The organism is Niallia taxi, from assembly GCF_032818155.1.
GTDB lineage: Bacteria > Bacillota > Bacilli > Bacillales > Cytobacillaceae > Niallia > Niallia taxi_A.
In genome coordinates this window covers 3,801,392-3,813,177 of the sequence record NZ_CP102589.1, presented here as the reverse complement: position 1 = coordinate 3,813,177, position 11,786 = coordinate 3,801,392, and the positions used below count along the sequence as shown (strand labels likewise).

The 11,786-nt window shown below is 40.0% G+C and carries 13 protein-coding genes and 1 riboswitch; all 13 genes read left to right on the top strand.

Annotated elements, in window-relative coordinates:
• Positions 1–16: 16 nt before the first annotated feature.
• The 13 genes from NQZ71_RS19045 (at position 17) to NQZ71_RS18985 (ending at position 11,699) form a co-directional block, all read left to right on the top strand.
• Positions 17–1,135: a GerAB/ArcD/ProY family transporter gene (locus NQZ71_RS19045; RefSeq protein ID WP_317011149.1), complete on the top strand. Its 1,119-nt coding sequence runs from the start codon at positions 17–19 to the stop codon at positions 1,133–1,135.
• Positions 1,132–2,730, top strand: coding sequence for a spore germination protein (locus NQZ71_RS19040; protein ID WP_260054047.1), 1,599 nt, complete (start codon positions 1,132–1,134; stop codon positions 2,728–2,730). Before NQZ71_RS19045 ends, NQZ71_RS19040 begins: the two co-directional genes overlap by 4 nt.
• Positions 2,727–3,923, top strand: a complete 1,197-nt coding sequence (locus NQZ71_RS19035; protein ID WP_260054048.1) for a Ger(x)C family spore germination protein — start codon at positions 2,727–2,729, stop codon at positions 3,921–3,923. Before NQZ71_RS19040 ends, NQZ71_RS19035 begins: the two co-directional genes overlap by 4 nt.
• Before the next feature lie 94 nt (positions 3,924–4,017).
• Positions 4,018–4,127, top strand: a riboswitch (TPP riboswitch).
• 141 nt (positions 4,128–4,268) lie between these two features.
• Complete coding sequence (locus tag NQZ71_RS19030; RefSeq protein WP_317011147.1) at positions 4,269–4,883, top strand: thiamine phosphate synthase; 615 nt, start codon at positions 4,269–4,271, stop codon at positions 4,881–4,883.
• Positions 4,864–5,994, top strand: a complete 1,131-nt coding sequence (gene thiO, locus NQZ71_RS19025; RefSeq protein WP_275009586.1) for a glycine oxidase ThiO — start codon at positions 4,864–4,866, stop codon at positions 5,992–5,994. The genes NQZ71_RS19030 and thiO overlap by 20 nt, the downstream gene beginning before the upstream one ends.
• Positions 5,991–6,194: a sulfur carrier protein ThiS gene (thiS, locus tag NQZ71_RS19020; protein ID WP_144456143.1), complete on the top strand. Its 204-nt coding sequence runs from the start codon at positions 5,991–5,993 to the stop codon at positions 6,192–6,194. The genes thiO and thiS overlap by 4 nt, the downstream gene beginning before the upstream one ends.
• A complete protein-coding gene (locus NQZ71_RS19015) occupies positions 6,191–6,964 on the top strand; it encodes a thiazole synthase (RefSeq protein WP_275009619.1) in 774 nt (257 codons plus the stop codon). Before thiS ends, NQZ71_RS19015 begins: the two co-directional genes overlap by 4 nt.
• Complete coding sequence (locus NQZ71_RS19010; RefSeq protein WP_317011146.1) at positions 6,961–7,965, top strand: ThiF family adenylyltransferase; 1,005 nt, start codon at positions 6,961–6,963, stop codon at positions 7,963–7,965. Before NQZ71_RS19015 ends, NQZ71_RS19010 begins: the two co-directional genes overlap by 4 nt.
• A gap of 183 nt (positions 7,966–8,148) precedes the next feature.
• On the top strand, positions 8,149–8,496 hold the full coding sequence (locus NQZ71_RS19005; protein ID WP_144456137.1) for a lmo0954 family membrane protein: 348 nt from the start codon (positions 8,149–8,151) through the stop codon (positions 8,494–8,496).
• 28 nt (positions 8,497–8,524) lie between these two features.
• Complete coding sequence (locus tag NQZ71_RS19000; protein ID WP_144456135.1) at positions 8,525–9,172, top strand: PspA/IM30 family protein; 648 nt, start codon at positions 8,525–8,527, stop codon at positions 9,170–9,172.
• Between the two features lie 117 nt (positions 9,173–9,289).
• The gene (gene liaF, locus NQZ71_RS18995) at positions 9,290–10,027 is read left to right on the top strand and encodes a cell wall-active antibiotics response protein LiaF (protein WP_144456133.1); all 738 of its coding nucleotides are present in this window, start codon (positions 9,290–9,292) and stop codon (positions 10,025–10,027) included.
• Entirely contained in the window at positions 10,024–11,070 is a 1,047-nt protein-coding gene (locus tag NQZ71_RS18990; RefSeq protein WP_144456131.1) for a sensor histidine kinase, read from the top strand. Before liaF ends, NQZ71_RS18990 begins: the two co-directional genes overlap by 4 nt.
• Positions 11,067–11,699, top strand: a complete 633-nt coding sequence (locus tag NQZ71_RS18985) for a response regulator transcription factor (protein WP_317011144.1) — start codon at positions 11,067–11,069, stop codon at positions 11,697–11,699. Before NQZ71_RS18990 ends, NQZ71_RS18985 begins: the two co-directional genes overlap by 4 nt.
• Positions 11,700–11,786 lie beyond the last annotated feature (87 nt).

The window sequence follows — 11,786 nt, the reverse complement described above, 5'->3', positions numbered from 1 at the left end:
ATAAGGTGTTGAGCGTATGCTAAAGGAAAACATATCATTAAGCCAATTAATTACATTAGTTATAAATTTCCTGCTCGGCAGCGCTATTGTAGTCGGGGTAGGTATGGAAGCAAAGCGTGATGCTTGGATTGTCATAATAGCTGGGCTTTTTATTGGTCTGCTTATTATATCTGCTTATTATTTTTTGCTGTCCTTGCAGCCCGGAAAAAATTTCTTTGAAATATTGGAAATTTGCTTTTCCAGACCTGTAGCAATCGTCATGTCGCTTGGTTATATTTGTTACTTTCTTTATATTGCCTGTCGGGTAATAAGGGACTTTGGAGAAATGATTTCAGCGGCAATATTACCCTTAACGCCGATCGAGGTCACCGTTGCCTTGCTTGCGCTTGTAATAGGCTACATTCTTTATATGGGTATTGAGGTACTTGGACGAACCTCGGAAATTTTCACACCGTATACATTTGCCTTCATGTTGATGCTTTTTATTTTCTTGTACGGAAGCGGCAATATTGAAATTTCCAATTTAGAACCGGTTGCTGCTAATGGCTGGAAACCGATAGTGAAAGCAATCGTACCATCGATATCTGTCTTTCCTTATGGAGAGATGATTGCATTTACAGTGGTGCTTGCCGATGTGACAAATTTTAAATACAGCAGAGTCATTAGTATTTTCGGCGTTATTATTGCCAGCATGCTCTTGCTGCTGTCTGTTTTCCTGATAATTACATCATTAGGGGAGAACATCGCTCTCCGTTCAAACTTTCCTTTACTTAGTGCGGCAAGGCTAGTTAGCATCGGGGAATTTATTGAAAGAATTGATGCATTAGTCGTCTTCATTATTATGCTTGGGATATTAATTAAAAGCTCTGTTTTTATTTATGGCGGTCTTAAAGGGCTGGAATATGTGTTTAATAAACCGTATCGCTTTTTTTCCATTCCTATTGCATGCATCGTATCGATGTTTTCCATTTTCATCAGCACTGACTTTTCGGACCATATTCGGGAGGGTCTTTATGTGGATATTTTTGTCCTGCATTTGCCGATGGAATATGGAGTTCCTATATTAATACTTGTCACATTATTGTTTAAGAAATGGAGAAAAGACCGAAGTGCAGGCAAGGAGGTAAAAGCATGAACAAGTTTTTGAAAAAACTGATGAATATTAACTCGAAAAAACAAATTCCTTCCAATTCCACACCAAGCAAAGCACAAGAAATTGAAATGAAAAACATCAGCTTTGAAACGATAAAGGATGAAATTAAAAAGATTTTTGGACATACTGCAGATTTAAAGGCAGATGATATACTTGTTGGTAAATCTGAAGCAATTATTTTCTATTTGGATACGGTTATCAATACAGACTTCCTTAAAGATATGCTTGGACAAACCCTGGAAAGTCCTGTTGAACAAGATATAAGAATTACCAGTGTCGATGAACTGCAAGCCTTTGGAAAAAAAGCCTTTGGAGTCTCAGGTTATAAGCTCATCCATACACTAAGTGAAATGACGGAGACTATTCTTGAGGGAAGGATTGCTGTTATCATAAAAGGCGTTCCGGCAGCACTCACTATAAGCTTTATCAACAGTGAAGGAAGAACGGTCTCAGAGCCAACAACACAAACAGTTGTTAGAGGACCGAAGGATGCCTTTGTCGAAGATATTTCTACGAACATTAACTTGATCCGAAAAAGAATCAAAAATCATAATCTACAATTTGAAAAGTTCAAGGTAGGTAATGAAACAAGAACAAGTGTATACATTGGCTCCGTCAAAGGAATTGTTAATGAAAAGATTTTGGAAGAGGTTCGGAAGCGGATAAAAGATATCAATATTTCTGCTATTTTTGAGTCTGCAAATATAGAGGAGCTTATTCAAGATAAATCGGCGACTGTTTTTCCTTTAGCCTTGAATACAGAGCGACCAGACTCTGTCAGCTCTGCGCTTTTGGATGGGAAAATTGCCATTATTACAGATGGAACACCCTTTATTTTGCTCGTTCCTGCTGTATTGACAGATTTCTTTATATCATCTGAAGATAATTACCAAAACTACTTTATGAGCAGTTTTATCAGGATGATAAGGTATTTGTCCTTTATGATCGGGCTGCTTATGCCTTCTGCATATGTAGGAGTCTTGACCTTTCACCCAGAGTTATTGCCGACAACCTTGCTGTTAAGTGTTATCGCCCAGCGGGAGGGTGTGCCGTTCCCTGCGGTAATTGAGGTCTTTATTATGGAAATAACCTTTGAAATACTAAGGGAAGCCGGTGTCCGCATGCCAAGGGCCGTTGGGCAGACAGTATCAATCGTAGGTGCGTTAGTTATCGGTCAGGCTGCAGCAGAAGCGGGAATTATTTCTAATATCATGGTCATCATTGTGGCAATTACGGCAATTGCCAACTTTGTGTTTCCGAACTACAGCTTTGCGAATGCTTCACGGCTTATCCGATTTGTTCTTATTATAGTCGCTTCCATACTAGGATTGTATGGTGTATTACTCGTGTTGATATTCATGGTGGCACATCTTAGCTCGCTTCGGTCTGTAGGTGTTCCTTATCTAGCTCCAGTTGCACCATTTATAGTCGAGGACCAAAAGGATATCTTTATCCGTACACCGATTTGGTTCCAAAACAAGCGGCCAGCTTATTTAAGTCCTACCACCCTAGATAAGCAAAAGCCTCAAGGATCTCCATCTCCTCCTAAGCAGTCGAAAGGAGGCAGTGGAGATTGAAGCTTTTTGGAAAGATGTTAATCTCTGTTTTAGTTGTATTCCTTTTGGGTGGATGCTGGGATCGGAAGGAGCTTTCAGAGATAAAGCTGGTTTCTGGGATGGCTATTGATAAAGGTGACGACGGGAAATATGAGGTTACCGTTGAAGCCTTGAATGCCGCAGAGCTGAATTCACGGACGAGCGGAGGAAATGCTCCCTCGTTAGTAGAAACGATTGAAGGAGAAACCTTATCGGAGGTCAGCCATCAGTTCAGCCAATATTATGCACAGTATCTTGTTTTTTCTCATATGAAGCTGCTTGTTATTGGTGAAGACGTGGCAAAATCAGGCATGATTGATTTTATTGATTACTTAGAGAGGAACAGAGAGCTGCGCGATGATTTTAAAATTCTCATTGCTAAAGACAGTAAGGCGTCAGATGTGTTGAAGGTCACAAATCTATACCGTAAGTCATCCTCACTGAAGCTGTCCACACAGCTTGAGAATATGTTCCAAGACTGGGGTGGAGATCCGGACATGCGGATAAATGATTTTATCAATGATGTCACCTTAGAGGGGAAAGAGGCTGTCTTAAATGCAGTAGTTGTCGAAGGTGATAAAAAGGTCGGTGCCACTGTAGAGAATATGAATAATGTAACGCCAGAAGCGATCGTTTTAGTAGATTCTCTTGGCTTCTTTAACAAGAAGAAGCTGGCGGGTTTTCTGCCATTAGACGACACTAGGGTTTATTTATGGATAACGGACAAATTCAAAAATACGACATTAACAGTACAATGCGGTGAAGATGAATATAGTGCTGTTAGAATTATTCATTCCACAACAGATGTACAAACGAAGATGGACGGAGTAAGGCCCGAATTTAATATTAACGTTAAAGCAGAGGGATATATTGAAGGAACACAATGCTATAAATCATTGGATAAAATAGAGACTTTTAAGAAATATGAAGATCTTGTCAGCAAATCAGCCGCTGACAAAATACAAAAAACTGTCGCAAAAATGCAAAATGAATACGGGCTTGATATATTCGGATTTGGAGAAATAATGAGAAGGCAGCATAATAATCAGTTTTCAAAAATCAAGGAAGACTGGAATAGCTACTTTGCGGAAGCAAAGGTTAATGTGAATTTTGATTTCATTCTAAGAAGGACAGGAATCAGATCAGATAGCTTCCTTGACGAAGTGGAGAAATAACGAAATAAATAGATGATTCTTAAAATTTAAGATAATCGCTTGAAATATAAGGTAAATATGATATCCTTTAAGTACAAAAGAAAACGAAAATGAAAATCATCACTAGGGGATCCCTTGATAAGGGCTGAGAATAAAGTAGCTACTTTAAAACCCTCATAACCTGAACAGGTTCGCACCTGCGTAGGAAAGTGGCAGATTGTTTTGTTGTGCACTTTTTACAGTATTGTACAAAATGACAAACCACTTTCCTATGCGGGAAAGTGGTTTTTTTATTGGAAAGAGGCAGAATTGGAGGGATGGCTAAACTTTAAAGTTGAGTAAGTATATAGGTAAAGGTGGTTTAAAATGAAGCTTGCCGCGATAACGAATGATTCCTTTTCAGTTGAAAAAACATGTGAAATCATCCTGCAAATTCTTCCATATGTTGATTATGTGCATATAAGGGAGAAGTCGAAATCGATGTTAGAAATTTATTGCCTTTGCAAACAGCTGCTGGCAAAAGGAGCAGATAAAAGAAAAATAATCATTAATGGAAGGGCAGAAATTTTGCTGCTGGCCAATATGCTTCATGTACACCTACCTGAAAAGGGTATGGCAATTGAGGCGGTCAGAAGGAAAACAGCCTGCGGTCTTGCAGGGAGATCTGTGCATAGCCTTCAATCAGCATTAGACGCAGAAAGGGAGGGAGCTGATTATCTCCTATACGGACATTGCTTCCATACGAAAAGTAAAAGAGGGATTCCTCCAAATGGAATTAAAATATTGCATGAGATAAAGAAGCAAGTCAGCATTCCTGTGTATGCAATCGGTGGAATTACAGAGGAGCTTGTAAGTGAAATAAATAATTGCGGAGCGGATGGCATTGCAATTATGTCAGGAATTTTTGGGGCGAAAAATCCGCAGCTTGCCGCACAAAACTATTATGAAAGGTGCAAAGCGTATGCAAATACAAAAATTTGAAGCTGCTGTTATTGGCGGCGGTATAATAGGCAATGCGATTGCCTATTATCTATCAGCCGAAAACATTCAAACCGCTGTAATTGAAGCAAATGAAGTTGGCGGAAAAACGACGAGTGCTGCAGCAGGAATGCTCGGTGCCCATTCTGAATGGGAGGAGTTTAAGGATGTATATTCGTTTGTTGCTGACAGCCATTGTCAATATGACAGTCTATCTAAGCAATTAAAGGAAACCTGCGGTATAGATATTGAGCTAAAAAAAGGCGGCATTTTAAATCTTGTGTTTTCAGAAGAGGAGAAAAGAAAGCTTGAAGCTGTTATGAAGCTGCCCTCCGTCCAATGGCTTTCAAAGGTAGAGGTGTATAAGGCTGAAAAGCATGCCAGTCAGGAAATACTCGGTGCTGTCTATATGAAAGACGATGTTCATGTAACCCCATTGTCTGCTTGCAATGGATTTTGTAAGGGCGCCCTAAAAAACGGTGCACAAATCTTTGAACATACGATGGTGCTTGAAGTAGTCAAACAGGGTACAGGATTTCTAATAAAGACAACGAACAACAGCTTTTATGCGGAAAATGTAATCATTGCTTGCGGAGTGTGGTCAAATAAGTTTTTTTCGGAGGCTGGCTTGCAGCATGCCTTAGTTCCCGTAAAAGGAGAATGTCTATCTGTCATAAATGACAAAATGCCTTTAACGAAAACATTATTTCATGAGAAGAGTTACATCGTGCCAAGGAATAACAATCAGTTGGTTATCGGAGCAACGCAGAAATGGAATGATTGGAATGAATTGCCGACCTTCGGAGGAATCCAGGAAATAATGGAGAAGGCCAAAAGCCTCATGCCTGAAATTTCGACAATGCGGCCACATAGGTTTTGGGCAGGATTAAGGCCGCAATCCTTTGATAAAAGGCCGTTTATCGGTGAACATCCTGAAACACGCGGTCTTTATTTTGCAGCGGGACATCAACGAAACGGTATATTAATGGCACCGGCAACAGGGATGATGATCAGGGATTTATTAATGGAAAGAAGCGTTAACAAGGATTGGGTTACTGCCTTCAAGCTTGATAGGGCAGAAAAAGCTGCAGAAAGAAAGGGTGTGCTGCAATGATTATTCAATTGAATGGGAAATCCGCGGATATACCGGAAGAGATTGTGACATTGCAAGATTTATTAGTGTGGTATGGACTTAAGGACAGAATAGTTATAGCAGAGCTAAACAGAGAAATTATTGACAAAAAAAACTATCAATCTACAACCCTTGTTAATAGGGATATATTAGAGCTTATTCATTTTGTAGGAGGAGGATAATTATGTTGAAGATAGGAAATCGCACATTTCAATCAAGATTACTGCTTGGGACAGGTAAATATCCATCATATGAAGTTCAGAAAGAGGCTGTAGCGGTCTCAGGTGCCGAGATATTGACTTTTGCAGTTAGAAGAATGAATGTGTTTGAGGAATCTCAGCCTAATTTTCTTGAGCAATTGGATTTAACAAAATATTCGCTGCTGCCTAATACAGCAGGAGCAAAAAATGCGGACGAAGCAGTCCGGATTGCAAAGCTTGCAAAGGCTTCAGGTCTTTGCGACATGGTTAAGGTCGAAATTATAGGCTGTAGCAAATCATTGCTGCCAGATCCGATTGAAACATTGAAGGCGTCAGAAAAGCTGCTGGAGTTAGGGTTCACTGTTTTGCCGTATACGTCTGACGATGTGGTTTTGGCTAGGCGACTTGAGGAATTAGGGGTACATGCTGTGATGCCGGGTGCAGCTCCGATTGGCTCTGGAAGAGGAATCATTAACCCGTTAAATATCCGCCTGATAATTGAGCAATCAGCTATTCCTGTTATTGTAGATGCAGGTGTTGGTTCTCCTAAGGACGCAGCCTTTGCAATGGAGCTTGGGGCAGATGGCGTCCTGCTGAACACGGCAGTTTCGAATGCAAATGATCCTGTTAAAATGGCAAAGGGTATGAGTCTGGCAATTGAAGCAGGTAGACTAGGCTTTGAAGCTGGCCGAATGGATATTAAGGAATACGGCGAAGCGAGCAGCCCATTAAGCGGATTGGTAACATCATGATTAGAAAGTATGCCAAACAGGAGCTGTTTATCGGAGCTGCTGGCCAAAAAAAAATGAAAGAAAGTCATGCGGTTATTTTAGGTGTCGGCGCACTTGGTTCTTCTACAGCGGAAATGCTGACAAGAGCAGGCATCAAGAAGCTGACTATTATAGATAGAGATTATGTCGAATATAGCAACCTTCAAAGACAGCAGCTGTATACCGAGGAAGATGCAGCCTTAAAGCTGCCAAAGGCTATAGCTGCAAAACAGAGGTTAGAGAAAATTAACAGCGATGTTTCAATAGACTGTCGTATAGAGGATATAACAGGTCAAAACATTGAAACAATCATCAAGGATTCTTCCATCATCATTGATGGCATGGATAACTTTGAAACAAGACTCATCATTAATGATGCAGCCGTAAAAATGAATAAACCATATATATTTGGTGCGTGTGTTGGCAGCTACGGCTTAACATATCCCGTCATTCCAGGCACTACACCTTGCCTGCACTGCATTATTAAGCATCTTCCTGCACAAACAGAGACATGTGACAGTGTTGGAGTTATCAGCCCAATTGTCCAGCTTGTGGCAGCATTTCAAACGGCTTATGCCTTGAAATTACTTACAGGAAAGGCCGTAGAACCTTTGCTTATATCCTATGATATTTGGAATATGCAAAAAGCGGAAATTCACGCAGCAAAGCTGAAGGATTCTCATTGTCCTACATGCAGTCAGAGGGCCTTCCCATATTTAGAAGCTGGTAATCAAACAAAGACAGACATACTATGTGGCAGAGATGCTATCCAAATTCGCCCTGGAGTTTCCCATATTTATGATCTAAAGGCATTGTCCCAAAATATACAGCATGTCGTTCGAAATATGATAGTAAATCCATATTTGCTTGCATGTGAATATGAAGAGCATCGCATTGTTCTCTTTAAGGACGGCCGTGCCATTATTCATGGTACAAGCGAGCGGACAAGAGCAAGGGCGATTTACAGCAGACTCGTGGGGTGAAAAGGATTGAGTTTATAAGGTGTTACATATAAAGACCTTCTGCATGAAGGTCTTTTTTTCGTATGCCTTAAAATGCTGAGCATTCACTAAGCCTCAAGTCTTAGAAAGAAATCAAGCGGAAGCACGTTATGAAAAATCATGTCGAAAGCTATGATAGGAGTATAAGAAAGGAGAGATTGATTGATGAAAAAATTTGGTTTATTTCTTATAGGAGCGACAGCAGCAATTGTCCTGCTGTCACATTTAGGTCCTTTAGTAGGATTAGTTATTAGCGGAGTATTGCTGTACCTTGTGTTCAAGCAATTTATGAAGGCAGGTACAACTGGGGCAAAAATAGGCTGGGGTGCTTTAGGTATCGTGTTACTGTGCATCACAGCAAGCAATCTTCCAGCAATCATTGCCCTTGTTGCAGCATACGTCCTGTTGTTAGTGTTTAAAAAGTGGAAAAAATCAGGTGCAGTTACACAGAAATCAAACTCAGATGATCCGTTCCAGAATTTTGAAAAGCAATGGTCTGAACTAAATAAATAAAAACTAAACAGAAAAGAGGAAAAAAATCATGGCAAACCTATTAGAAAGAATTAAAAATGCAGTAATGGCAGATATAAATGAAGTGCTCGACAAAAAGGAAAATAAAAACCCCCTAGCGCTTCTTAACCAATATTTAAGAGAATGTGAAAAAGAAACAGAAAAAGTAAAAGAGCTTGTGAAACGACAATATGTATTAAAAGAAGCATTCACAAAAGAGCTTAAAGAGGCTGAGGAACTTGCTGCAAAACGTAAAAAGCAAGCAGAAATCGCTTCACAGGCTGGTGAAGAGGAGCTGTTCTCTTTTGCTCAAACAGAACAAAATCATTATGAGGAAAGAATTGTCCGTTTAACTGAATCACTGAAAATCACGGATAAGCAGACAAGTGAGCTAGAAGCAAAATATGCAGAAATGAAGCATAAACTGAAGGACATGAACATTCGTCGTCTTGAGCTGATGGGGAAAGAAAACATGACTAGAGCTTCTTACACAATGAATAAAATTACCGATAAACAAGGGGATTCTGCCGGAACAGCTAAGTTCGATGAAATGGAAACATATATCGACGGTTTGGAGAAAAAGATAACTAACAAGTACTATCAGCATACAATTGATGAAAAAATAGCTGCTTTAGAAAAAAAGATTGAGGAAAAGAAAGATGAAACTTTCACTTCCTGAAAAAAATGATATTCTTAAAAGGCGTAGGTTTTTTTATACGCCTTTCCGAGTATGGATAATACGCTATTATCAATAGCCGGAAGGGCGTAGCCAGCATGAATGGAAGGAGGAATTCCGTTGTTTCAGAGAATAAAGAAGGACTTTGCAGGATGGATTGTCATCATCGCTGGATTCCTGCTTCTATTAGAGATTTTTGTGTTGCATCCAGGGTTGATTTTTTCCTTTTTAGTTTCGATTGGACTAATGTATTACGGTAAAAAGGGAAGGAAAAGGAAAATAGGCAAGCTGATGTTTTGGGCTGGTTTGCTTGTGCTTTTAATCAGTGTACTCAATATGTTTACAGTAAAATTCCTGCTGTTCAGTCTTCTTTTTTACTGGTTTGTGCAGTATATCCAGAAAAAGAACAATAAAGAAGTAATCAAGCCGATCATCAAGCATAAGGAAGCAGGAGATGCTGATGAGGTCATTATTAAAAAGGAGCCAATGTTTCGCAATCGCCTGTTTCAGCGGAATGAAACACCTGATCATGTTTACGAATGGAAGGATATCAATATTCAAACAGGTGCAAGTGACACAATCATCGATTTAAGCTATACAGTTTTGCCGCAAGGAGAGACAGTAATTGCAGTGCGAAATCTAGTCGGCAATGTGAAGATATACATTCCTTATGATTTAGAGGTCAGCATCAATCATTCTGTCCTGCTCGGTTCTGCGTATATATTTGATGAAGAGAATGCGGTCAATGCATTCAATATGAATATTATGAGAAGCAGCACTGGTTTTGACCAGGCTGAGACAAGAGTGAAGATTATCACCTCTTTCCTTGTAGGAAATCTTGAGGTGAAAAGAATATGAGCATAATCCAAAGGCAAATTCTCTGGGGAATGAGTATTGCATTAATTCTGCTTCTGTTCACATCAGGTGCCTTCCTGCTTGTGTTCCCGCCAGATAGCTGGAATGATATTTGGGAAAAGCAAGTCCTTGATATCCCATTTGTTCTATTTCTAGTTAGTGCGGATGTGGCAATAGGCCTTTTTTTTGGTGTGTTGAGCGGGTATTCATGGAGGAAGCAGTTTAATGCACTTGATGGCATCATCCACAGCGGAGACAAAAATAAGGAATTGGAACGAGAGAGCTCTGGCTTTTATGAGGAAATTCATTCTTTAGGGGCAAAAATAACGAATGTACAAAACAAACTTAAGGAACAAATTAGACTATCACAAAAGCTTGTGACAGAGCAAGCAGAGGATCAGCATTCCAGAGTGCAAGCAGTCATTGCTGATGAGCGGAATCGGCTTGCAAGAGAGCTTCACGATTCTGTCAGTCAGCAGCTTTTTGCTGCTTCCATGCTATTGTCTGCAATCAATGAAAGAAGGCAGCCTGAAGGTGATCCGATCGAGTCAAAGCAGTTAAAGCTAGTAGAAGAGACAATCCACCAGTCACAGCTTGAAATGAGAGCATTGCTGCTGCACTTGAGACCTGCAGCTCTTAAGGATAAAACGTTAAAAGAAGGAATAATGGAGCTTTTATCAGAGCTTGTCCATAAAGTAGAAATGAAAATAACATGGAAGCTAGAGGAATTTAGCCTAGATAAAGGAATTGAAGACCATTTATTCCGTATACTGCAGGAATCTGTTTCAAATACACTTAGGCATGCAAAAGCAAGTAATTTTGATGTGCAGCTTTTACATAGAGAACAATATGTTATCTTAAGGGTCATGGATGATGGGATTGGATTCGATGTGGAAGAAAGCAAAACCGGCTCATATGGACTGCAGAACATGCAGGAGCGGGCAGCGGAAATTGGCGGTCAGCTGAAAATAGTCAGTCTGCAGCAAAAAGGGACACGGCTTGAAGTGAAGGTGCCAATGATTTTAGATGTGGAGGCGAAAGCATGATTAGAGTTCTGTTTGTTGATGATCACGAGATGGTGCGGATAGGCGTGTCCTCCTATTTATCGGCACAGTCGGATATTGAAGTCGTCGGTGAAGCTGACAATGGAAAAACAGCAATTGAAATGGCTTTAGAATTGCGCCCTGATATCATTTTAATGGATTTGGTCATGGATGAAATGGATGGGATTGAAGCAACAAAGCATATTGTTGAAGCCTGGCCTGAAGCGAAAATTATTATTGTAACGAGCTTCCTGGATGATGAGAAGGTATATCCAGCTTTGCAGGCAGGAGCGACCAGTTATATGCTGAAAACGTCGAAGGCAAGTGAAATAGCTGAGGCAGTCCGTTCCACCTTTAATGGTCAGATTGTACTCGAACCAGAGGTCACTGATAAAATGATGATGAAAATGAGAGAGAAGCCGAAAATCTTGCTTCATGATGACCTAACAGCAAGAGAGATGGAAATACTGCTGCTAATGGCTGAAGGGAAAAGCAATCAGGAAATTGCCGATGTTTTGTTTATTGCCATCAAAACAGTCAAAACACATGTTAGTAATATTTTAAGCAAGCTACAAGTGCAGGACAGGACGCAGGCAGTCATTTATGCATTTAAATATCGGCTTGTTGAGTAGAAGCATCCGCAGGGAAACCTTGCGGATTTTTTTTATTTCAATTGTTATAAAGCCTTGTCGTTATTGGGTTTGTCTTATTTAAACAAA

Bases quoted from the DNA above. Each gene is read 5' to 3' on its own strand.
- NQZ71_RS19045 (WP_317011149.1), top strand. From the start codon at position 17: ATGCTAAAGGAAAACATATCATTAAGCCAATTAATTACATTAGTTATA.
- NQZ71_RS19040 (WP_260054047.1), top strand. From the start codon at position 1,132: ATGAACAAGTTTTTGAAAAAACTGATGAATATTAACTCGAAAAAACAA.
- NQZ71_RS19030 (WP_317011147.1), top strand. From the start codon at position 4,269: ATGAAGCTTGCCGCGATAACGAATGATTCCTTTTCAGTTGAAAAAACA.
- thiO (WP_275009586.1), top strand. From the start codon at position 4,864: ATGCAAATACAAAAATTTGAAGCTGCTGTTATTGGCGGCGGTATAATA.
- thiS (WP_144456143.1), top strand. From the start codon at position 5,991: ATGATTATTCAATTGAATGGGAAATCCGCGGATATACCGGAAGAGATT.
- NQZ71_RS19010 (WP_317011146.1), top strand. From the start codon at position 6,961: ATGATTAGAAAGTATGCCAAACAGGAGCTGTTTATCGGAGCTGCTGGC.
- NQZ71_RS19005 (WP_144456137.1), top strand. From the start codon at position 8,149: ATGAAAAAATTTGGTTTATTTCTTATAGGAGCGACAGCAGCAATTGTC.
- NQZ71_RS19000 (WP_144456135.1), top strand. From the start codon at position 8,525: ATGGCAAACCTATTAGAAAGAATTAAAAATGCAGTAATGGCAGATATA.
- NQZ71_RS18990 (WP_144456131.1), top strand. From the start codon at position 10,024: ATGAGCATAATCCAAAGGCAAATTCTCTGGGGAATGAGTATTGCATTA.
- NQZ71_RS18985 (WP_317011144.1), top strand. From the start codon at position 11,067: ATGATTAGAGTTCTGTTTGTTGATGATCACGAGATGGTGCGGATAGGC.